Here is a 21,954-nt window from a genome sequence, read left to right on the forward strand (position 1 = left end):
CAACCGGAGCATCGAATGCGCCGGACACCAACAGGACAACTACCGCCTGGGGACAATCAGCTATCGAGACTGAGGATTCTCAGCTAGCGCCATCAGAGGCGGAGAACGACATCATTGACGTCGAAATCCGTTCGCAGGATGGACATCTTGTCAAAGGTTCTCAATTTAAGCTGCGCAATCAGAGTGATACCTGGGGTCAACAAGAGCTCATCGACGAGCTGGTTCGCTGGTCGGGGCTGGCGGGTGATAATCCCGGGGCCACCTATGAATTCGTCACTGACGGGCGGCTCGGCCCGACGGGCGTGAAAGTGCGCGATGCGCTGGAAAGGGCCGCGTCGGGCGACCTGCACGATATCCGCCAGCTCATCGCCGGTAAGACGGGAAGCGTAGTCGTCAGCGATGAGTCCCTGATGCGCGCCTCTATTCGCGCCGAAGGGCTGGCCTATGCCGATCTCATTGACGCGGCGCAAACGCGCGCCAGGGCGCTCCTACCTAACGTGACCAGCGCGGCCGAAGCCGAAGAACGGGGTCGTTGGGTTGTACTTGAGCTGGTCAACACGGTCACCGAACGCAGCGGCTTGGCCGACGACGCCGCCCGGATCATCACGCGCGACGAAGTGCTCGCGTTGCTGGCAACGCCGCAAGACCATATACCGAGCACGCAATGGGATGCCTCGCTCAAGAGCAAGTTCTGCGCGTCGGTCCTCGCACGCCCCGACGTCTCACCGGTCGAGCTGGCGTGTCGGCCGGACGTTGCCATCGACGTCGGGTCGGCAGCCGAGCCGCAGCCTCTGGAGAACTGGGCACAAAACGGTGCGGTCCGCTTGTTGGCTGGGGCATCAGGCAGCGGGAAGTCCACGGTCGTACTCGACATGCAGCGTCGCGCGGCCGAGCGCGGCGCGGTGGTGATCGCGGTCAGCGCGGAGGATTACATACCCGGCCGGCTCGCGGCGCTGGTCGCAGGAGGGCTTAACCGGCACACCTTCATCGGTGCTCATCCTGCAGTGGGTACCGCAGCTTTGGCCGACCCCGACGTCGTCATCGCCGTCGACGGGGTAACCGAGATCCCAGCCGGGACGCGGGAGGAGCTTGAGGATGAGTTCAAACAGTTCCTGACGGCGGACCGACGTGCCGACCTGGTATTGATCGGGCGCGGGCTCACGGCGATGCGCGCCATGCTTACCCGCTCGGTCACCACCACTGACCTCATGGTCTGTCCGATGTCTGAAGACGAGCAGTGCCAGATCGTGGAGAGCTTCTATCAGCTAGACACCGATACCGCGCAGTGGCTGGTTCGTCAGGTCGATCATGTGATGCACGAGGCGGCGAGCAACCCTCTGATGCTGCTGTTGGGAGCCCGGGCGATTGCGTTGAAGGGCACCGCGTCCAGTCCCGCCCTGATCTTCCACACGGTGATCGCGAATATTGCAGAAGAGCGCGGTTACCCCGACGCCAGCGTTCTTATTGCCGGGCTCGGGATGGCCTACGCCACACTCCTCGACGGGCAGAAGCGTTACTGCGACACCCTTGAGTGGGGTTCGCTCTTGAACCAATCCGCCCAGCGGCTCACCGACGCCGGCCATTCGGTGACCGTGCGGCGTCTGCGTGAATTCGGTTCTGAAACAGGGATTGTCCGGTCGGCACCCTTCGATACGGTTCGTCCGATTCACGACTCGTTTGCCGATTTCCTGGCGGCAGTAGCGTTGAGCCGTTCGCTTGCGAAGTTGCCCGACCGGCTTGGTGAACATGATCGGGCCCGGGCGCGGTTCCTGGCTCAACTCTCCGGAATAGCTGTCGAGTTGGCCGATCGACTCACCCGGGATCTGCCCTTCACCGCGGTCAACGTCGCGCCTTACGAGAGGCGCCTGCCCGAGGATGCCTGGTTCGATGAGACCAAGCGGCACCTGGACCACCTGTTCCCTACCACCCAGGCCCGTCCGACGGTCGCCTACTGGCAGGACACCAACGGACGGGTGGTGGCGACCGTCGGAGCAGGCGTCGAAGGCTGGTTGGGAAGCGCCGCGCCCGATCGCGCCGTGTTCGAGTCGGGATGGACATTCCCGCTAAGCGACGGGCAAGGGCCGTTGACGGTCGGAGTCCGCATTTGGCACCGCTGGCTTGAACAACATCTCACCGCGCCCGCATTGTCGGGTGTCCCTGTGCCGCAGAACCTGCAGGAGTCGCGCGCGATGCTCGCGGCACACTCCACCGCGCTGCTGCAGCATCGTCTCGATTTGTCCTCGCAGATGGGACTCCCCGGTTCTGATGGCGAAGCGTTGAAAGCGGCGGCGTCTCAGCAGATCCAGTTCGCGATCTCCGAGCACCATGTTGACGAAGAACGAGACCGCGGCGTGTGGTTCCGTGAGCTCGCCGAGCTCACCGCCGGGGAGGAAGTCCTTGTCGGTGAACTCTCCGACCATGAGGGGTGGACCGGTCGCGGCTGTGTGGACTCATTCGTCACCACCAGTGCGGCCCAGCGCGCATCTCGCGACCTCCAGCGGATTATCAACGCGATGGTGGGCAGGACTTGGCTGTGATCCTGGTTGCCGACATGGCGAAAGCTGTTGATAGACAGGGATGAATCATGTCGACTGAAGACGTCTGGCCTGCGGTGCAGGCACTGGCTGCGACGTGGTCGGACAGCCCCTTAGTCCACACTTTCCTGGCACGCCATCCCGCGCATAACGACAGTGACGATGCCGTCACCGAGGCACTGCGGAACATGCAGGGCGGGGCCACCGTGCTGACCGAGACACCACTGTGGACGAGCACATGGGGACAGCTTGCCCAACAGATGCCGTTGGTCCATCTCACCGGCGAAGTGCGCGCCTACCTGCGGACGATCGCGCCGCTCGGGCATGCGGTGGAGTCGACGGTGGGATGGGTGCGTAGCCGACTGCCTCTATACCCTGCCATTCCTGTACCGCAGTTCTCTCCGCGCGGCTATCGGCGATCGCCTGAATACTCGCGGCGGCTGCCCTGGAGCCAGCCGATCCTGCAAGCGAACCTGCAGGCCGAACCGGCGCCGCCGTCCGTGGCGGTCATGCTCGGACTCGACAGGCATGAAGTCCTCCATAGCGCACAGAATGTCGTGGCGGCGTTCTCCAATTCCGCCGAATGGCAACGCTACGCCGATCTCGCCGCAGCCTTGACCGAACAAGATCGGCACGTCCTCGACGACGCACGGCGCCGTGTGGGGGTGCTGCTCAATCCGCGTCTGGTCGGCGAGTACGAGCCTGCACGCAACGAACGGCGTAACCAGTACCGCCAGCAGCGTGTCGCCGAGGTCGTCGCTGAGCTGAACGGTCGACCGAAGGAGCTGGCCGACGCGTTCGATGCTATTGACGATCTGATCGACCGTGCGCTCGTCAACATCCACGGGCAGCTGGTTGTTCGCGGTGACGTTCCGTTGATCCAGCCTATCAATCTCGAACTGGACGGGCTGCAGGCCAGCTTTGAGTTCGACGGCGATGAGGCGTTCAACGTAGGCGAATCCGTCCGTCTTGACGATCCACTGGTGATGGGTGCTTACCTAATCGAGGGCATGAGGTTCAATTTCGGCCAGTTCGAAGGCAGCAGGATGTCGTACACCGCTCAACGCCTGCCTGCCACCGGGAACGCTTTCCAGGTGAGCTGAGCAGCAGCTTACTGTTGCCCGCGCTGGCGCCCGCGGGTGGCTTTACGGACGCTGTAACAATGCCGACGCACCGACGATGGTCGCGACCGGCCGTCACACTGACGATTCCTCCTCGACTTGTTGTGCTGGGCTGCGGCCGGACGCAGAATGTCGCGACACAGCGGGTCGTCGATCCGGCACCGACCGGCCGCGACCGCGGCACCGACTCCCCGCGCACCCCGACGGACGACCCCGCGTAAAGCCTTACCGCACATAGTTTCCGGAGTCGTTGCACCCCGGGCACATGACGGCGCAGCAGCCGGGCTTCGACCTGGCGCGTCGACTGCTCGAACATGGGCTGCCACGCTTCCGCCTGCGCCACGCGCCGCGGCGGAACACGCTGCGGTGGTTCCCGCAGCGATTCGGCCGGCGAAGACGTCTTCGAAGGAGAGGTCGTTGCGTCGGTCGCCGCGCTGGGGCGGGGTCGGCCAAGTTCGTCCGCAGGATGGCGATCACCTTCGGCCTCACCGTGCTCAACAAGCAGCGCCGAATCTGGATCCGGCAGTGGTGTTCGCGGCAGGCGGTGTCGCTAACGAACGACGAGCAGTCGCAGGCGGAGCGCCCGACCCGACGTCAACAGGGCCGCTTATGGGCTAGTCGGTGTTCAGTCGTCGCGGGACGTCCGGCCCCGAAACTTGGACCGTCATCGGTGGCGGCGGTTTCCTCGGCGCGTGTCGAGTCGTTCCCTCTCGTTGTTTCGAAGCCATATCTTGGTGGTAAGCCCCTCCGCGTTCGCGCGGGCCGCTACACTTTTGGCCGCTGTTCGGCAATCGCGACACCATGGTTGCGACACGGCGAGATAAGCGGGAACCCCGTCACCGTGTATGTACTCTATCCATTCGTCGCCGTGCTGGTCGGACACGTACCGGGGCGTAACTCGTCTACATGCGTCGAGGCTTGCCCAGTGCTTGACGGTGGACCCGGGAACCAACGATTTGTCAGGTAGCTGCACGCAGTAGATCTCGACCTCGCCGAAGACATCCGGCGTCGCGTAGTGGTCCGCTACTCCACCGCCACACCGGGTGCAATGGTTCCTGTTTCCGAATCTCTTCTGTATCGCCTCTGCGGCTTCCGAGACCAGCGCGGGCATGCGCGCCACGATATCCTCGCGGAGCGGTTGCGACAGCGGCGCTGTCGCGAAACCCCGCAAGTATCCGATCGAGCTGTCCAGCCACGGCAACCAGTCCTGGTGGGTCGGTGACCACTTCAAACGCCCCCACTCGTCGGGTTCGACCACGACTGCCCACAGCTCATCGAAGACGGCCGGAACATCTCCGTTCCTAGGTCGCGGGTTCACTCTGCCGCCGTCGTTGGGGTCTGTCACTCGGTCGCTTGCTTTCATTGCTCCTCAATGGATTTCGTGGTCAGCACGTCTCGATTCGGTGGCATCGTCCCGTCGTACTTCGCCTTCGCTTTGCCAACCTGCCAGGACAAATTATCCCTGTCGGTATGCAGGGCGCGGGCCAGTAACTGCTCGCAGGGTGGGTCGTCATGATGATCTACGGCGGTAGTTGGGACTGATTGCCGGATTTGCCGGCCTGTGCCTGCGGCAGAATAAAAGTGGCCAGCGTGCTTCTGATTGTCGCTTCTTGTTCTACTGGGTATCCGCGAGCTAGGCAGGCGCGGGCAAAGTCGGCGATCGGTCCGTTGCCGTTTGTCGCGGCTAGGAGCCCGTCCTGACTCACCTGGCCGAAGGGTTTTCGGATCGGGTGTTCGGCGGTTCCAGCATCGAGCACGGTGACGTTGTCTGTGGCGGGCAGTGCGCCGATTATTCGGCGGGCGATGCGGATACCGCCGAGGTCGGCGTCGGTGGCGATGACGGTGGCCGCTGCGTTGACCGACAGCTGGCGGATCAGGCGCAGAGCTTGTTCCGAGGGTTGGCCTGCACACCACACGGTGGAGACGTCGGGCGCCATGTCACAGACGGCCTCAGCGGCCTGCAGGTTTTCCACGATAACGAGCAGCCGGGTGCTTGGGCCGAGATGGACGTCGAATGTTGAACGTTGATCTACTCGAAATCGGACGGGCCCGTCGACGGCGGCGAGATCAAGGTTTCCGGCATCGGTCTGGATAGTGATCGATCCGCCAAGACCGATGTACGGACTACGACGGAGGCCCAGAGCAACCAGGGTTTCTGGTGCTGCTCCTGCTCCTGCCAGCACCTTTGGGGCATCTTCTCGAATTTTCGTTTCACCGAAATGGGCCTGGCTGAATGCGCGGGGTCCGTCGTGGACGATGCCGTCGACCAGGTCTTCGGCGGCGTAGACCAGGACCGGCAAGCGGGGACTGTTCGGTCGGGCGGTGATCAGGGCTTCGGCTAACCCTGGGTCGGTGGTGGCTACTTGGCGCGCGACATCCTGGGCTCTCGTCTGCCACAGCTGTGTGTCATCGCTCTGACGTATGTCATTGCGACGTTGATACTCGTCCCACCTCGACGTGCGTTGCCAGTGCAGGATGTCGGTGACCTGGGCGAATTCATCAATGGCACAAATCAAATCAACGACACCGGCCTCAGCGAGGCGTACGGCGCGTTCCCGGGCGGCCTGGCCGAACCGCTGCTCTATGGACGTCCAGTAACGCCGTTTGGTCCTGATCGCCCAGCGCAGATCCTCGACAGTGACGCCCTCGACAGGGGTACCCGGTCGTGGAGGATCGTTTGGGTGGCGGGCAGTCAGTCGCACATGTGTGAGCTTGAGCCGTCCCTTTCGGTCGTGCGGCAGGGTGCCGTTCGGGCGGGGGATCACCAGGGCGGTCAGGCCGTCGGGGACGCCGGAGACGGGGACGGGCGTGGCGGTAGCTGAATCAGACAAGGCTGCGTCCAGCGGTGTGCCACTCGCGGACCAACTCGATGCGCTGCCCGTTGGCGTCGTAGCCCCAAGCTCGCGTTGGCCGGTTGTATGCCTCGGTGGGCGACTGGTGGCAGAACCAGAGGATTTCGCCGCACACGCCCGCGGCGTCGCCGATGACGGAGTCCTGGCAGGTGCCCAGGATGGTCACTCGTTGTTGTGCGGCCACTTCGTTCAGGTCGCGCAGGACGTCCTTCCGGTTGACGTCGCCGAGGCTGTTGCCGAGCTCGTCAAGAACCAGCATGCGCCCTTCGGCGCCGTCGGCCGCGAGCAGGGCGGCGAGGACCAGTTGGATGGCGAACACTTTGACCTGAGCGCCGTTTGCCACCTCGCGATAGGAGACCATGCTTCCCGACGGAGAGCGACGCCAGCGAGGTGAGACCTCCCAGGTCCACGGCATGGTAGGGGTTGCTGGCCGAGTTTCGGCGACGCGCAGTTCGGCCCCGAAGCCTCCGCGGGCGCGATTGAGCCGGTCCAGCGCGGTACTGATCTTGTTGAGCGATGCCTCCACTCTGCTACTGATGACGTCCTGAAGTCGGCCCATCTCGGCATCGAGGTCGTCGGTTTCGGTCTGCATCGCTCCAATTTGAGTCGCTCGTTGCTGTTGGGACCGATTGATCCGTGCCTCAAGGATCTGGTCGCTGTCGGCTCGTGAGTCGAGTAGATCCCGCAGCGGCCTGGCTATGCTGGTGAAGTCCGAGTCTGCTCCCGCGACGCCCGGGTCGCCGTCGGTGAGACGCTGGCGGCGTTGGCGCGCCTCCGCGAGTTCCGGTGGCACGTCGGTCGCGGCGTTGGTGTACGCGTCCAATGCATCTTTGAGTTTTTCCGCGGCGCGATGCCGCAGAGAGCGCGTCCGCAGCGTACGAATCTGCTCGGGCTGGGCGTCCAGCAGTTCCTGCGCGGCCGAGGGGGTGTCCGCCCATCCGGCTAGCCAGTAATCGAGATTCAGCTTGTCCCGGTCTTGTTGCCGCTGTTTGAGTTTGCCTTGAAGGGAGAAGATCTGTCCTTCGCAGAGTTTCACCGCGCCGACGGCCAGCTCCACCTGCTGGTCGTGCCCTTGCTTTGCGGCCGTTGCCTTCACCCAGAGATCTTTGGTCTCCTCGACGGCGGCGTGCATGACGGCCAGTTGCGCATCCAAATTCGAGATCTGGTCGGTTAATTCGGTTTCCTGGGTCGCGAGCTGCCCCAATTCCTCAGCGGCACGGGCTGCGTCGAGGATGTCCTGTGCCGCGTCCAGTGACAGTCGTGCGTACTCCTCGGCGTCTTTGCTGTGCGCCAACCGTTCTGTCGTCTTGGACAATTCGATTTCGGCCGAAGCGATACGGGCCGCGCGACCGGCGATCTCTTCGGTGAACCCGCCCAGCAGCGAGGTACCGAGCTCTGCATCGATGGCGCGGTCGGGATCGGGCCGGAACTCCGTGCGGTGTTCAAGGGTCCTGAGAAATTGTCCGACCGGGACTGTTGCCGAGACACCGTCCGGAAGCTCGGCTGGTTGTTTTTCGAGTGGTCCGTCGGCAATCACGACTTCTGCCCCGGGCGTGGCCGCGAGCAGCATGAGCGCGTGACTCTCGTCCTTGCCCGGTGCGACGACGATCGTGTTGCGGTACGGCCACAATCGGGGTTCCCAGAGCGGACGTACCGCTGTGTCCAGGGTGATTTCGTCGAGCAGCAAGGCTGCGGGTATGTTGTTCGCCCGCAGCAACTCCAACGCGGGGCCGGCGGGCCCACCGCTACCCGACCGCGCGTCGGCCAGCGCTCGATCGGCCTCGGTATACGACCGCTCCGCGTCGACACGATTTTGGCGGGCTTCCTCGACCAGTTCTTCCGCGGCGCGGACTTCAGCTTCTGCCTCCACAACGGTGATCCCGGTCCACGCATCCCGCAACGGCAGCAGCTCAACTCGTCTCTGGATGAGTTCACCGAGCTTGCTGTCGGCAATTCCGCGCAGCACGTTCGCGGTGTCGTATTTCGTCTGGGCCTCGCGATGTTGCTTCGCCGCGGCATTTTCCTGGTCCTGCAGGTTGGTTTGCGCTCGAAGCTCCTGGACTGCTGTCCGCTTGCCCTCGACCTCGAGCTCGAGGTCGCCGATCTGCTGTTCGAGTTCTCCGATCATCTCCGCGAGCGAACGATCGGTGGCAGAGACATCCAGATATCCCCTAGCGAAATGCAAACGCCACATGTGTTCACCGTCTGCCAAATGCTGTCGTGCCAGGTTGCGATGGTGAACCCCGTCGAGATCGGTCTGCTCGTTCACACGCGCCTGCGCATCCTCCGCTATCTTGTCGGCCAGCCGGACCTTGTGTTCGGCAAGCTTGCTGCGCTGCTCTTTTTCGGTCTCGAGCAGGCCCTGCCGACCGGTCAGCTCGATCAGGGCCTCACCGATCCGGGCTGGTGTCATCTCGGTCATTTGCTGGGACAGCAGGGAAGGCGCGGACGGACGCATCGGAGTGTCGAGGTAGGCCATGCATCGTGGCGCCTGCCCGTACAGCTCATCGGCGAACCGCTTCGGTCCGAGCTCCTGAGTTCGCGGGAGCGCCTCCCAGAGGCTGTCGGCTAACGCGTCCCGTTCGAGGTCGGTGTCGGCGATGGCGATGTGCAGACCGCACGTCCAACGGACTCTGATGTATGGCGGGCCGGAGGCAATGCGCAACCATACTGTCAACGGCGTGGTCTGCGGATTGTCCGGTTCCGCGAAGACCCCGACGATGTAGCCACGGTCGGCTTGCGCGTACCGGTGTTGTGGATCGAGCCCAGCCGACTCCGGTTTGAACAGCAGGTTGGCGGCGTACTGGGAGCCGTTGGCCTCCAACCGCCATTGGGCTTCGCCCAGGATCAGCGACACGGCGGCCAAAAAGGACGTCTTGCCCGACCCGTTGGAATCGCCCTTGGGTCCTTGGCCGGACACTGCGATGAAGGTCCCCGGGACAAGAGCGACCGCGTGCGTGGTCAATCGCGCGATATCGAATGTCTGGACCGCAACGAGGTGGCGGTTGCCGACGATACCGTTCCGGTCCGAGTTCCGGTCCATATCCAGGTCGATCATCGGGTCTCCCCGTTCTGCGCGGTCTGCTGTTGGCGCGTGAGCCGGCGCCGACGGATGACGTCAGCCATGACGCCATGGGGCTGTGCGAGGAGGATCATGTTTTCCCAGAGTGTTTCGGAGACCTGCGGAGTCAATCGCGCCAGCTGCGGTCCGGGCAGTATGCTGCGATGTGCTCCGTACCCCAGGATCCCGGCATCACGCAGCCGCTGAACGGCGGCGCGGACCTTGTTCTCCGGCACTTTGGACTTGACGAGTTGCTGTTTGGTCACCGGCTCCCCGTCTGTCCAGTCGCGCCCTCGAATCCGGCCGGCGGAGCGCGGAATGGCGACACTGTGCAGAAGTACCAGTGTGAGAACGGCACGGTCATCTGTGCGCAACACACCGATACCGGCCTCGGCCAGACGTTGCCCGATGCGATCGTCGTAGCCGGACAGGTAGCCGCCGCCGATGCGAAGCAGGACCCGGCCTTGTTCACTGAGACAACGCTCGAGGGTCGCGCGCAGGGATGGGTCGATCAAGGCCCGGAATCCGCCCGCAGCGACCGGGCTATCCGCGGTCTCCACCGCCGCCAAGGCGGCGAGCACGTCCACCTGCCGCGCGGGCGGGAGATCCACCAGAGGCAGCCCGGTCATCTCCCATCCTCCGATCGGCTGGTCGGCGTCAGCGGCAGCTGGTCGTACACAGCCCGCACCGCGGCCACCTGGGTGTCCGACCAGGTGGCCACCACCAGCCCCAGGCGAACATCGGTTCCTTCGAGAATGAGCAGGCCCGCTTCGTGCAGTCGGCGAAGCGCGCCCTTGCGATGTCGCCGACCTCCCTCGCCTCCTTCGACAGCTCCCTTGGTCAACGGACCGAGCGCCGCCACGGAGTCGAGGACGACAGCCTCGTCGACCGCTATACCGGGAAAGGGGTGGGCGGACCGATCCGGCCAGCAGGCCCGAAGTGCCGCAGCGAAGATCAGGAGCAACACCGTTGACGGCTTCGCACGTACCATTCCGGTATCCGCCGCCGGCTCGGATCCATCGATCCAGCCCAAGGCGAACACCAACCGCCGGCCCGGCAGCGTCGCCTGGCACAAGCTACGGCCAGCGCATTCGGCTGCCTCTCGCCACAATGCCACCGTCGTCGCGGCATCCGGTGCGGGTACGCAGCCCTCCGCTCGCATTCTGGCCAACGCAAAGGCAGTCGGCGACAGATCAGTCATGTTCCACCGCCTCCTCGACAATGTCCGCGACCACGATCGATGCCACGGACAGGCTCTTGGTGCGCCGCAACGACACCGGCGTCAAATAGGAAACCGGAGCGTCCGCATCCACGAGCAGCTCGTCGCTCATCGCGATCTCGAACGGCGACTCGGGATCGGCATGGGCACCGAGCAGTTCGACGAGCATATTCGCCGCGCCGGGCCACCCCGCCGCCCGCAAGCGACTGGTCAGATCCGTCTCATTACTGCCCTGCAGGTGAAGCTCAGCTCCACGGTCACGCCTTCGACGTGCGGCTTCCGCTCGCCGTTCGACTCGTTCCATAGGATCAGGTCCTGCAGGAGGGTCCGCCGGACGTGGAGGGCGGCGGCGCACTGCCACACGCGGGCGGAACTGCTGGACGCCTTCGGCGACAACGGCCGGATCCAACCATGGGCTCGGCGGATCGAAGACGGTAGTGGCGAAAACCTCCGCGAGAGCATCCAGCGGGGCCGTACGCGCAGCTTCCAAGTATTCCTCCGGGTCCAATAGTGAGAAATCGCGCGCAGCGGCGCCCTCGTCCAGCAACCGGCCGACAAACTGCTCACGGGCTCCCACATATCGCTGTGTCTCGACCACCAATCGGTACGCGTCCGGATCCAACTCCGGGAAAGCAACCCGAACCTGCTCATTGAGCTCGAATACATCGTTCATGAGTGATGCGTGCCGATGATGACCACGCTGGGCTACCAGTTCCGACAAGGGGCTCGATGACACCAACCGAAGCAGGTGGTCAGCGGAGATGGTCATCATCCGCCGCGCCTGCCTCAAGCTGGCCCGCACCTGATCCCTGGTAGCCACTCCCGAGGTGAGATCGGCTCGGGTCCGGTCCAGCAAGGTGATGAGTTCATCCACACCGCCACGTTCGGCCAGCCGGTCGAACACCAGGATCCCGGCGGCGCTGGTGGGATTGAACACGTAGCGCTGCTGATGCAGCTTGTCGAAATGCGGCAGCAACATGCCGAGCCGACAGAACAGCTCGAATCTACTCTGGAAGGTCGCCTCATCGGTGACGTCACAGCACGCATGTGCTAGCTGTGCCCGCGTCAGGCCCCCGGTGGCATCCAACTCGCCGAATGCCTCGTAGACAGCCCTGGCTACATCCAGCGTCCCCGGTTGGTCGACGACCGCGCCCGCGTTCGCGGCGACCGGCGCCACCAGAGCCCTGACCCGCTCGAGAAGCCCGTTGGGCTCTGGATCATCCTTGTCGAACAGCGAATCCATTTTCGGCACCCCCAAAGTGCTGACTCTGCAGAACTTTACAAAAAGGCACCGACAACAATTGAGATCGCTGCCCCGGTCACCGGCGCTACGCCAGTGTCTGCAAGCCGCTAGCCAGGTAGGCCTGCACCAGCTCGTCACGTTCGCCCGGCGTCAACCACCCGGCTGTGGATCCGGCGGCGATGGCGCTCCACCCCAAAGACGTCGTCGGCTTCGGAGACGGCGTGCAGGTGGCTGATCACCATGACGAGCCGGTCCCCGCCGGCCTGGGTGCGCAAAGAAACCCAAGGCGGACTCCAGCGCAATGGTGTCGACGCTTGTGGGCATGGGCATGGGCGTGTGCGGTGCCCATTTCAGGCTCGGCGGGCGTACTGATTACCGGCTTTCAGTGCCGCGACCGCTAGTACGCCCAGCTGTGTGGTGAGTGCCTGTTCGAATTGCAGTGTTCCGTCGATGCCACCGGTGGCGGCGTGGGTGAGTTCGTGGAGCAGGGTCCCGCAGTAGTCGCCGGCGTTGCCGAGCTGGTCGCGGCGGATCACGACTCGTTGGGTGTCGGGCTCGTACACTCCGAGGACCTGGTCGCCGGATTCGTTGAGTCGCATGGTTTCCGAGATTTGTATCGACCTCACTCCGATGCGGGAGAGGTTGAGGCCGGCCGCGGCGATCACCGGACCGGTGAGGCTGAACACGTCATCCCTCGGCTGCAGTGAAGTCGGTTGGGTCGACGAAGGTGAACGAGAAGCTGTCATTCCAGTTTCGGCGGTATTGGTCGAGATCGACCAAGGGGTTGCCGTCGAAGTCTGTAAGGCGGCCGAGCCGACCGGCGATGGTGTCAGGTACGACGACGAGTCGGTATCCCTCGTCGCGTGCGTAGTTCACCTGCGGTCCGCCGAACGCGAGCTGGAATGCGGTCACGAAAACGACCTTCTCGTGGGTGGCGAGCACTTGGCAGGCGTGGAGAGCGACATCGAGCCAGTTCAGCTCGTCGTGGATCCGGCCGGTCTCATAGCCGGCGAGATCATCGGCCAAGACACCGGCGACCTCGGCGGATCGGCTGCCGATGAGGATGGACTTGATACGGTCGGTGTAGGCGGTACGGCCGACGTTGGTGCGTTCCCGGTTGAGGGCTTGCCGCAGCTTCTTGGTCAGATGAGTGATGTTGTAGGAGAACAGGAAGTTCTCCTCCTGGGCGACGAGCAGGCCTTTGACGTAGATGTTGCCAGGCGCCTTCCGGGCCGGGCGCGCGAGGACTTGGCCGTGTGCGCAGTCCTCGAGCACTGTGTCGCCGCTGTAGCGCAGGAAGAACTGCTTGGCCGCATCGATATCGGTGTCGGTGACGTCGCGCAGAATCACCGTTGTGCCGTCTCGGTGCGGTTCACTGGGCGGACTCACGGCCGCATGGAGGGTGACGATGTCGGGGAATCCGCCTTTGGGCCGCATCACGGTGGTGATGTCACCGTGACGGGACTGGATCCGTACAGCGATGCCGCGGCGGTGGAAGACCGCGAGAGCATCTTTCAACCCCATCCCGAACTGCCCGATCACCCCCAGGTGCCGGCGTTGCTCGGTGTTCTCCTTCTGGGTGAGGTGCTGATACCGGACACCGCGACCCCGGTCGCTGATCGCCCACACGCCGTCGCCGACTTTGACGATCGAGGGGTCGGCGGTGCCGGTTATGACCTGCTCGTCCACAGCGTTCGCGATGATCTCGCGGACGGCGAACGGTATCGGCCAGTGTTCGAGAACCTTCTCGATGTTTAGATCGAAATACTGTACCGCGGCGCTGGCTGTCACCATCGCAGAGGGCCCCCTCCTGCGCGAGTTGGTCTGGTGCCGCGTACAGTACGCGGATCACCGACAGGTTAGACAGCCTAGCAAAGCCATCTGCCCCCCGAAAGTCATTGCCCCACAATAACAATGCCGCTCGGTTCGTTATGCCTGAATCTTCGAAGGTTGTCGGCTGCCTGTGGAACCATACTCTGCATCGGATCGGGCATGCTGCCCGAGAACTGCACCGGCACAGAGGGGAATTCTTGATCGTGGGGTACTTCTACGGTTTCCGGCTCGGAGACGTCGACAAGTTCAAATTTGGGCAAACTGCTCAGACGCCAGAGAAGCGCAGACCGACACTGCAGACCGGCTGTCCGTATCCGCTGATCTTCTTCGACGCCATCGAATCCGACGACTACAAGGCACTCGAAAAGTACGTGAAGGACGAATGGGGTCACCGGCGCGGTAGCGAAGGCGGTACGGAAATCTACAATCTCACCGAAGCCGAAGCAGCGCAGGTGTTTCAGCAATGCCGAGACTACCTCGCCGACGAGCTCCCGAAGATCAGGAGGGTTCGTGAACTCCAGGACCTCGAACCCGAACCGACCCTTCTGCCCAGCGACGAAACGACCATCCGGTTGCGGCAGCGCTGGATCGAATTGAATGCGGAGGACGCGCGGCTGGCGGTCCTCCGAGAACAAGTGCAGGCAGAAAAGGAACGGATCGAGATCGAGCTCAAACTCGCCATCGGGGCCACCAGCGGAATCGAAGGAATCGCCACCTGGGAACGAACCATCGAGACTCGACGCATCAACCCTGAGCTGGTCAAGGCCACCGACCAGGAGCTGTTCGAGCAGTGCCAGGTGCCAAAATTCGACGCAACGAAACTGAAGACCCTGCTGAAGACCTTCGGCAAGTACGACTACGAATCATTCCAAGAGCTCCGACGAACGCGGGACTTCAAGATCACCTAATACCGAGGACATCGAAATCCGAGCCACGCCCAGTCGATGACCCGGTCCTTGGCGGAGTCAGCAACGTGCGCTCTGCCCTTCCGAACGTAACATCCCCTGTAGCCGGCAGATGCGGATATCGTTCCGGGTGTGACACCGGGCGCCGCCCGCGGGGGCCACTGGACCCGCCGAACTCCCCGCTCTCCGGCGTATCGGCCGGATCGGACTAAGCGGTGTCGGTACCGGAGAGCAGGCCGAGGGTTGGCGGTCCAGTGCTCGATCCAACTCCTGTTGTTACAGTGCTGCAACGCATTTGTGGGCACCGCGACGAGTGACTTGATCAGTGAGGTAACCGAACCAGCGTTCGACCAAGTCGTCACCAGCCGTGGGCACGAAGAGTGTCGGCATGCGACAGCACCAGGGGCGCAGCGCGCGCCTCCTCCGTGGGCGGCGAACGGGTCGGCAAAACCTCGTCGCAGAAGATGCGGAGGGGGTTCGGGCGTCGCCCCGACACCGATCTCGTTCTGCCGCAGGCAGAATCTGACTGTGAGCACAGTAGTTCGGCAGCTCCTGACACTCGCCGGCGTGGTACTCGGCGCGGGCGCGACGTACACCGTGACAGCCTTGACCGAGCGAGCGAAGTGGCGACGACTTCTTGACACCCGCTGGGACGACAAGCGCCTTGCCGCATACAGCGAGTACGCCAATGGATTGAAGAAGTCTCTGGAGGTGTCGTACCGGCTCGCGGCTACGCACGGCTATCCCGCCTCCACCCAGCCGATCGATCTCGACACCGGACTCCAGGCGTTGGCTGCCGCAGAGGCCGATCGGACAGCCAAGTGGGAGGCCGTGCTCTTGCTGGGGTCGCCAGAGGCGATTGCGGCTGCACGTAGGTGGCACAAAGCTGCCTGGATGCTCCGATATGTCGCCCGGGGAGAAGCAACCATTGAGCACGATGAGTACATTCGTCTCTACGAGTCCATGGGCCGTTTGAGAGACGAGTTTTACGAAGCCACGCGGGCCGATCTCGGTATCAAGAGTGGCGCACTTCCGGTTAGTGAGGGCGCCTGGCTGCCTCCGGGATACAGATCTCTTCAAGGTGGAGGCGACAACACCTGAACCGGCAGTTTTGGGTACACTCCAACACCCGCTCGTGATCATCACGTAGTCGCGTGGCGCAGTCGATCCCAGGAGATCCGGCATACCTTGCGGCGGGCGGCCGACCAAGCCCGGCGACGCTGGAGAGGTGGCGCCGCTGCACAACACCGATCCTCGAATCCGAGCGATCGTGCACCTGCTGCACGCCACGATCACCGATGCGTTTGACCGCACTCGCTCCACCACAATCGAAGTCACCACCGACATCGGCTTGGGTTGACCCGATTGGCACGAACGTGTGGCCATGAGAGCAACGCGGCGCCGCGGTCCTCGGATACGGGGCCAGGTGAGGCTGATGGCTGTTGCCTGCCTTTGTAGCGTCGCAGGGGTCGAGGTCAGCGACCTGACCTGGCGAATCTGGTGTTCTAAAGCCATAAGAACCACCGAACCTGTCAAAATTCGCCCAAAATGGGTGTCCTTTATCCATTGACGGGCGCAACTGGGCGAGGCAATGCTGAACTCGTGCCCAGGCAGAACGATTCGACTCGACCCGAACTTCGGGTCTACTACGTCAATGTCACTGAACGACCAGCTAGATCCGGTCTAGATCACACCGGCACCGGTTTCCAATGCATCCGTACCTCTCCGTCGACATCCAGCCAGTTAGCGCGATCCACTTACAGCACAACGCACTTAAGCAACTCTGTAGCAGCGAGCGTCTGCCTCTGGGACGCGTTCGAAGGAGGCCAAAAAAGAGAGAAATGTGTATGGTGATGGCATGTGCACACTAGCCGTGCACAGCTGCTGCAATTCCGGTGTACGACTCCCCCTCCGGACACAGACACTACGCACACGGGTGGTTGTGGAGCAGTTTCTGCCACGACCACCCGTTTTTCGTGGTCGTAGGTGAGCTTCAAGCCGAGTTGCCGGTAGACCTCGAGTTTGTCGGTGGGGTCAGCTGCCTTCAATATGTGGACCAGCCCGCCTAGTGAGGTCACGAGTTGGTGGATCTCCTCCCTGGTCATCGGGTGATTTCCACGTTGCTCGGCTTCCAGCGTGGCGAGCTGGGCCGCGGTGGCCTGGCGTTCGCGTTGGACCTGTTGGGTCAGAGCCGGGTCGGTGCCCGCTTCCAGTGCTGCTCGGTACCGGGACAGTTTGCGGTCGTGTTCGGCAAGTGTTCGTCGTGCACTCTCGATGGCGGGTGTGTTGTCGGTCTGCGCTTCCTCGAGCATGGTCAGCGAATGCTCGATCCGGTCGGGGTGGAATATCTCGGCCAACCAAGAATCGATCGGGCCGCTGAGCTGGTCCTCGCGCAGGTAGACGGTCGTCGGGTGGTCGATCTTGTTGGCGAGGGCGTACTCCGGAGGGGTACCGGCAGCGGTAGTGCGGGAGCCCGTGGTTCCAGTTGCCTTGCATGCGGCGTCCGCAGGCGTCGTGGAACAGCAGTCCCTTGAAGGCGTACGGGTGCTGACGACGGGTCGTGGTCCTGCCCGTCGATTGCGGGCCTCGGGCAGCCAGCCGTAGTTGCGTCTGCTCGAAGGCATCCTTATTGATGAGTGCGCCATGAGCAGGTTGGTCGGAGTAGACCCACTCCGTCTTCGCGTTCCACGCCAGGCGGGTGTGATGGCCCAAGGCGACGTCATCGACGTCGATGAGGGACTCCTGCTTGCGCTGTTTGTTCCATACCTCATAGCCGGTATAGCGCGGATTGCCCAGGATCGCGCGCACCGCGCTCTTGGACCACGCGGCCCCGGAGCGATGGCTGTTGCGCCTGCGGTCGTAGGCCGAGGGGCACAGAATGTTGTCGGCGGTAAGTCGTTGCGCGATAGCGAAAATCCCTATGCCGGAGAGGTACTCGCTGAAGATCCGTTGCACCACCGGCGCGGTGACAGGGTCGGGTTCAAGGGTATGCAGCCGTTTACCGTCGGCGGCTTTGCCCGGGTTGGGATGGGGCCCGGCGTCGGCGAGACGATACCCGTAAGGTGGCCGGCCGCCGAGGTAGCGGCCCTCGACTTGCGCTTGCGCGGCCATGGCGGCGCGGACGCGGATCTTGATGCGGTTGCGTTCGCCTTTGGACATGCCGCCGAACACCGACATGATCAGGTCGTGTGCTTCGGAGTCCGGGTCGATCGGGCCGCCGACCTCCGGCACCCACAGCTGCAGGCCGTAGTGAACGAAGACCGGAAACGTCAACCCGAACTGGTTGCCGTAGAACGCGCGTTGCGGTTCACCGATCACGACCGCGTCGAACCCTCGCCCGGGTTCTTGGAGCAGCTCGAGCAGCCGCCCGGCTGCGGGGCGGCGCTTCCACGGGATCGACCGCGACTGCCCGATGTCGAAGAACTCCGCGACGATCTGCCCGTGCTGACCGACCAGGGCGTTCGCTCGTCCGAGCTGCCAGTTGCGAGATGCTTCCGGATCTTGCTGGTCTTCGGTGGAGACCCGCCCGGCGAAAGCGAACCTGATCATTGCTGCGATTCCTCCTGCTGGTTGAGAAAGACATCGGCGTTCGGCGGTAACCCGGTCGAACTGCCTCCTCGCAAGTTGAGATCGAGGGAGTCGGCCGTGGTGTTGATGCTGGACTCGGTCGGGGACTATCGACGGTCTCGCCACGAGTCTCGCGGACGTGTCGGAGAATGATCTCCAGCAACACTTTAGCGGCCATCGCGTTGAGTTGAGGCGGGTCCTCTGGAACGACGACAGTGACATCGTTCGTGCGGCTTCTGGCAGCCTGATCATGCGCGTTGCTGCCATCAGGGCACACGGCGCACGTCCTCGGCTACGCTGGCCGACTGGTAGCTGTCCGTTGACGACCCGCACCTCGTTCCGTACCGATCACGAGCCGCCCGCATTTGGGTGTGGCGATCCCCCCGCCAAGAACGGCAGACCGGTGTGCTGGTGCGAGTAGAGGTGAACGATGAGCGCGCCGCCGCGGGAGACAAAGGCCCAGGACGAACTCTGGCGCCGAGATGGCCAGTAGAGGGCGCACCGTGGGGATCGAAAGGCATGGCCCCTCCAGGCCTGCCGATTCTCCCGCCTTCCATGAAAGCCGAAACACGGCGATTTCGCCACCACCTGTAGCCAAGGTTCGTCAGAGCGCCGACAGATGTGAACCCGTGACAGCCGGTCGAACAGCTCCGTGCTCTGTTCGCTCTCAATGGATGCGCGTGCGCTGCGACAAGTGCAGGCTGTGGGTGGCGATTTCGGCCAAGCTTGTGGCGCTGGTGATTTGAGTGATACTGGCGGGGTGAACGGGACGTGGGAGGCGTGGGGTCGGGTCGTGGTGGCCGCGATCGCCGCGATACCGGTAGCCGGTCTCGTGGCCTGGTGGCTGGCTGGACGGCGTGGGTGGCGGGCGGCGCTGTGCGATGTCGGGATGGTGACGGGTACCGCGCCGTGGTTGTGGATGATCCTCACGCCGACCGGAAGAGGTCGTTCGCTGAATCTCGTGCCGCTGCGTGATCTGGCCGAACAACTGGCCGACGACCGGGTAATCGAGCAGATCGGCGGGAATCTGTTGGTCTTCGCCGCACTCGGCTTCCTGTTGCCCGTGCGCCGACCCTGGTTCGCCCGCTCGTACCGCATCCTGTTGGCGGGAGCGGCAGCTTCGATCGCGGTGGAGATTGCACAGTTCGCCCTCGCTACCGGCCGTCACTCATCCGTCGACGACGTGCTGGTCAACGCGGCCGGTGCATGCCTGGCGGGCCAGCTCTCACGACATCTGTGGGCCTCGCGCGCCGTTACCGACCGGACCGAGCCGGCATTGCCCGAAGAGCCGACACAGGGCATCGCCTCCGAGCGAGACGGCGTCGGCCAGCCGACCTTCCCGAGTAGGGAGAACATCGAGAAGTGCGTGGCCGCTGGGTCGATGCCAGCCATCCGCGACGAGCTACCCCGATCGACAGATCCACACTCGAGACCGATCCCGCTGGATGCACGGAAACCAGCATGAGCGGACAATTTGCGCCGCAGTCGATCTCGTGACGCCCACCGCCCGCCCATCGGCACTACCGTGTGTCTCGGCACGTGATGGCTGCTCCGCCGAGTCCTAGACCTGCTCTCTGCCGTCGGCATGAACATTTCCGAAGAGGTGTAGGTCGCGACACGCCGCCAGGATCGGCGAACAACTGACGTCACAGTTCGCGGACAGAGCCAGCCAGGCCCATGCAACCCTCAATTCATATCTCACAGAATATTCGAATGCTCAACTCGCAACTAGCATGTGCTCCCTCCGCTTTCTAACCAACTTCTCGCCACCCCTTCCGCTAATGTCCGTTCCGCTTCGCCCTTTCAGATCATGCATGGCCGACCTGCGACCCGAAATCTCGACAGAACAGTTTGTCGGTGCAGGTGTTCGGATCTACCTTGCGGATCCGGCAGGCTGACGATGGCTTTCGTGCCTCACTGGCCACGTTGCTCGACGAGGCACCGATCCGGATCAGCGCCAATAGAAGATCCAGATCGCTTTGTTGATCAGCGTTTCGGCATATTCCGCGAGCACCGTGCCCGAGCAGGGCACTATCTCGTTGTTGATGAGCACGAAGTCCGTATTCCAGGTGTCTTCCGGGCAGAACGCATAGTGCTCTGCCGCGAGACGCAGGGCCTCGTCGCGGTTTCCAGGTGGTGCGGACACACTCAGGTGCAGGCCGCCATCCATGATCGCTACGACACGGGCCCCATAATGCCGCTCCCAATCCCGCAACACCGCCGATATCTGGGCGATGTCAGTGGTGTGGTCGGCAACCCCCCGCCAACCGATCGCAGCAACGGAATCGGAGGAACTCGCTGCGACCAGACCGAGTCGCAACTGAAACGGGTAGTCGTAGAGCAGTGTGCCGCCCAAGGTTTCAGCGTCGTGACCAGGATCTGACCGTTGCTGCGGAGTCGGTACTCGACCAGTCGGCCAGTGCGGGCCGAACGGAGCCGTGTCGACAGGGCCGGGTACAACGTAGCGGTCCCACCACTCCCGCAGCACGGCCTCCGGATCGTGGTCCGCAGGCGAAGTCACACCCACGAACGACACCTCGCCCGTGGGCCACGAGCCGCCTTCGTCATCGACGCCGAGCAGCAGCGGCCAGAACCCGGTCTGCTCATGCTCGGCCAGCAACCGCTTCCAGAGAAAATAGTCGGCCGGACCGTCGCTGAGCCAGAACGCCGGCTCGCCAGCGCCCTTGTCCGACACCACCAACCGCCCCGGCTGCAGGTCAACGGGCAGCGTTCTACCTGTTCCATCACCACCCGGCAGTAACGGAGGCAGGTCCCAGGGCAGCGAATAGGGCGGCGGGAACCCATCCATACGCCTGTACCTCAACCATCTGTTCTGTATCAAGCACGAGAAACGCCCCACACTAGCCCCGTACTGGTGGATTGGCCGCCAGGTAGACGATACGCGGGGGTGAGGCCCGCGGCCACTTCCGCCTGAAGCGACCATCGGGTGCGCGGGTTAGCCGCACGCTACGCCGCGCACCCCGCGCTCTGCGTGAGCGTCAGCTCACTACAACTCCAGATATGACGAAGGCCCCAGCCATCCCCTACCGGCCACCCGCGCGACTATCCCGAAGTACCGAAAACATCTCCGCGCCGACGGCTGTCGACGAGGCCGCTGCCGCGCACGAAGCGTTCGCCCGGCTCGCACCATTACTGGCTGCGCGCCGCTCGATGCGCCTGTGGAACCCGAGCCTGTACGGCTACAACGACCGCGCCCGAACACTGACCCGCAAACTGCCCGACCAACCCGCGGCGGTCCCGATCTATCGCGACGGCCGAACCCGCCTGCTCGCCGCGTGCGCGTTCGGCGAAGAACGCGGCCAGCCGGTCGATGTGCCAGGGCCGGTCTTCCAGGCCAGTGTGCATGGAGCCCATCACGACTCGGTTGCGGAGCCTGACCCTCTCAGCTCGATCGGCGACAGGAAATGAGGAAAGGTGGCGCTCATGGGGGAACTTAACGGCGGCGACGTGCCTCCGCAATCGCCGGGCGTTACCACCATGCCCACCAGTCCGGCGTTCCATGGGATGTTGTCTTCGGGCGACCAGCGGCGTCCCGCGGCACCCCGCCGCCTCCGTCAGCTGACGCTGCGGGCGATGTAGTCGTCAGGCTCATAGCCAG

At 63.7% G+C, this 21,954-nt stretch carries 16 protein-coding genes and 1 pseudogene; 6 read left to right on the top strand and 11 right to left on the bottom strand.

Annotation, left to right across the window (positions count from 1 at the left end; translation table 11 throughout):
• Both ABZ803_RS13045 and ABZ803_RS13050 read left to right on the top strand, forming a co-directional pair.
• Positions 1–2,537: ATP-binding protein (locus ABZ803_RS13045; protein WP_357036382.1), on the top strand; the 2,537-nt coding region annotated here is incomplete at its 5' end.
• 47 nt (positions 2,538–2,584) lie between these two features.
• A complete protein-coding gene (locus ABZ803_RS13050; RefSeq protein ID WP_357036385.1) occupies positions 2,585–3,637 on the top strand; it encodes a hypothetical protein in 1,053 nt (350 codons plus the stop codon).
• Between the two features lie 682 nt (positions 3,638–4,319).
• Here ABZ803_RS13050 and ABZ803_RS13055 read toward each other — a convergent pair.
• The 8 genes from ABZ803_RS13055 to ABZ803_RS13090 all read right to left on the bottom strand — a co-directional run bounded on the left by ABZ803_RS13055 (position 4,320) and on the right by ABZ803_RS13090 (position 13,824).
• On the bottom strand, positions 4,320–5,018 hold the full coding sequence (locus tag ABZ803_RS13055; RefSeq protein WP_357036388.1) for a hypothetical protein: 699 nt from the start codon (positions 5,016–5,018) through the stop codon (positions 4,320–4,322).
• 157 nt (positions 5,019–5,175) lie between these two features.
• Positions 5,176–6,486 carry a DUF2399 domain-containing protein gene (locus ABZ803_RS13060; RefSeq protein ID WP_357036391.1) on the bottom strand — a complete coding sequence of 437 codons (1,311 nt, stop codon included), beginning with the start codon at positions 6,484–6,486 and terminating at the stop codon, positions 5,176–5,178.
• On the bottom strand, positions 6,479–9,565 hold the full coding sequence (locus ABZ803_RS13065) for a hypothetical protein (protein ID WP_357036394.1): 3,087 nt from the start codon (positions 9,563–9,565) through the stop codon (positions 6,479–6,481). The genes ABZ803_RS13060 and ABZ803_RS13065 overlap by 8 nt, the downstream gene beginning before the upstream one ends.
• Positions 9,562–10,197: a hypothetical protein gene (locus ABZ803_RS13070; protein WP_357036397.1), complete on the bottom strand. Its 636-nt coding sequence runs from the start codon at positions 10,195–10,197 to the stop codon at positions 9,562–9,564. The genes ABZ803_RS13065 and ABZ803_RS13070 overlap by 4 nt, the downstream gene beginning before the upstream one ends.
• Positions 10,194–10,559, bottom strand: a complete 366-nt coding sequence (locus ABZ803_RS13075; RefSeq protein ID WP_357036400.1) for a hypothetical protein — start codon at positions 10,557–10,559, stop codon at positions 10,194–10,196. Before ABZ803_RS13075 ends, ABZ803_RS13070 begins: the two co-directional genes overlap by 4 nt.
• 202 nt (positions 10,560–10,761) lie before the next feature.
• Positions 10,762–12,030: a hypothetical protein gene (locus ABZ803_RS13080; protein WP_357036403.1), complete on the bottom strand. Its 1,269-nt coding sequence runs from the start codon at positions 12,028–12,030 to the stop codon at positions 10,762–10,764.
• Between the two features lie 350 nt (positions 12,031–12,380).
• Complete coding sequence (locus ABZ803_RS13085; RefSeq protein ID WP_357036406.1) at positions 12,381–12,629, bottom strand: hypothetical protein; 249 nt, start codon at positions 12,627–12,629, stop codon at positions 12,381–12,383.
• A gap of 88 nt (positions 12,630–12,717) precedes the next feature.
• The gene (locus tag ABZ803_RS13090) at positions 12,718–13,824 is read right to left on the bottom strand and encodes a hypothetical protein (RefSeq protein WP_357036409.1); all 1,107 of its coding nucleotides are present in this window, start codon (positions 13,822–13,824) and stop codon (positions 12,718–12,720) included.
• Positions 13,825–14,066: 242 nt separating this feature from the next.
• Here ABZ803_RS13090 and ABZ803_RS13095 point away from each other — a divergent pair, with 242 nt between their 5' ends.
• From ABZ803_RS13095 to ABZ803_RS13105, 3 genes are all read left to right on the top strand, one after another.
• Positions 14,067–14,771 carry a GIY-YIG nuclease family protein gene (locus ABZ803_RS13095; RefSeq protein WP_357036412.1) on the top strand — a complete coding sequence of 235 codons (705 nt, stop codon included), beginning with the start codon at positions 14,067–14,069 and terminating at the stop codon, positions 14,769–14,771.
• A gap of 525 nt (positions 14,772–15,296) precedes the next feature.
• Positions 15,297–15,869 (top strand): hypothetical protein, encoded by a 573-nt coding sequence (locus tag ABZ803_RS13100; protein ID WP_357036415.1) that lies wholly within the window; start codon positions 15,297–15,299, stop codon positions 15,867–15,869.
• 127 nt (positions 15,870–15,996) lie between these two features.
• The gene (locus ABZ803_RS13105; RefSeq protein ID WP_357036418.1) at positions 15,997–16,128 is read left to right on the top strand and encodes a hypothetical protein; all 132 of its coding nucleotides are present in this window, start codon (positions 15,997–15,999) and stop codon (positions 16,126–16,128) included.
• 674 nt (positions 16,129–16,802) lie between these two features.
• On the opposite strand, the gene ABZ803_RS13110 is transcribed toward ABZ803_RS13105, so the two are convergent.
• A complete protein-coding gene (locus ABZ803_RS13110) occupies positions 16,803–18,317 on the bottom strand; it encodes a recombinase family protein (RefSeq protein ID WP_357036421.1) in 1,515 nt (504 codons plus the stop codon).
• 670 nt (positions 18,318–18,987) lie between these two features.
• Between ABZ803_RS13110 and ABZ803_RS13115 the strand changes: the two genes are divergently transcribed.
• Positions 18,988–19,800 carry a VanZ family protein gene (locus ABZ803_RS13115; RefSeq protein WP_357036424.1) on the top strand — a complete coding sequence of 271 codons (813 nt, stop codon included), beginning with the start codon at positions 18,988–18,990 and terminating at the stop codon, positions 19,798–19,800.
• Between the two features lie 486 nt (positions 19,801–20,286).
• Here ABZ803_RS13115 and ABZ803_RS13120 read toward each other — a convergent pair whose 3' ends face one another.
• Both ABZ803_RS13120 and ABZ803_RS13125 read right to left on the bottom strand, forming a co-directional pair.
• On the bottom strand, positions 20,287–21,144 hold the full coding sequence (locus tag ABZ803_RS13120) for a DUF4253 domain-containing protein (RefSeq protein WP_357036427.1): 858 nt from the start codon (positions 21,142–21,144) through the stop codon (positions 20,287–20,289).
• Positions 21,145–21,626: 482 nt separating this feature from the next.
• Positions 21,627–21,781 (bottom strand): annotated as a pseudogene (locus tag ABZ803_RS13125) (hypothetical protein); the annotation flags it as partial.
• Between the last annotated feature and the right edge of the window lie 173 nt (positions 21,782–21,954).

Source organism: Nocardia sp. NPDC047648, from assembly GCF_040642815.1.
Classification (GTDB): domain Bacteria; phylum Actinomycetota; class Actinomycetes; order Mycobacteriales; family Mycobacteriaceae; genus Nocardia; species Nocardia gamkensis.

Excerpts from the sequence above, each read along its gene's own strand:
- ABZ803_RS13055 (WP_357036388.1), bottom strand. The coding sequence starts at position 5,018 with ATGAAAGCAAGCGACCGAGTGACAGACCCCAACGACGGCGGCAGAGTG.
- ABZ803_RS13090 (WP_357036409.1), bottom strand. The coding sequence starts at position 13,824 with ATGGTGACAGCCAGCGCCGCGGTACAGTATTTCGATCTAAACATCGAG.
- ABZ803_RS13070 (WP_357036397.1), bottom strand. The coding sequence starts at position 10,197 with ATGACCGGGCTGCCTCTGGTGGATCTCCCGCCCGCGCGGCAGGTGGAC.
- ABZ803_RS13065 (WP_357036394.1), bottom strand. The coding sequence starts at position 9,565 with ATGATCGACCTGGATATGGACCGGAACTCGGACCGGAACGGTATCGTC.
- ABZ803_RS13050 (WP_357036385.1), top strand. The coding sequence starts at position 2,585 with ATGTCGACTGAAGACGTCTGGCCTGCGGTGCAGGCACTGGCTGCGACG.
- ABZ803_RS13080 (WP_357036403.1), bottom strand. The coding sequence starts at position 12,030 with ATGGATTCGCTGTTCGACAAGGATGATCCAGAGCCCAACGGGCTTCTC.
- ABZ803_RS13085 (WP_357036406.1), bottom strand. The coding sequence starts at position 12,629 with ATGCGACTCAACGAATCCGGCGACCAGGTCCTCGGAGTGTACGAGCCC.
- ABZ803_RS13120 (WP_357036427.1), bottom strand. The coding sequence starts at position 21,144 with ATGGATGGGTTCCCGCCGCCCTATTCGCTGCCCTGGGACCTGCCTCCG.
- ABZ803_RS13075 (WP_357036400.1), bottom strand. The coding sequence starts at position 10,559 with ATGGTACGTGCGAAGCCGTCAACGGTGTTGCTCCTGATCTTCGCTGCG.
- ABZ803_RS13110 (WP_357036421.1), bottom strand. The coding sequence starts at position 18,317 with ATGATCAGGTTCGCTTTCGCCGGGCGGGTCTCCACCGAAGACCAGCAA.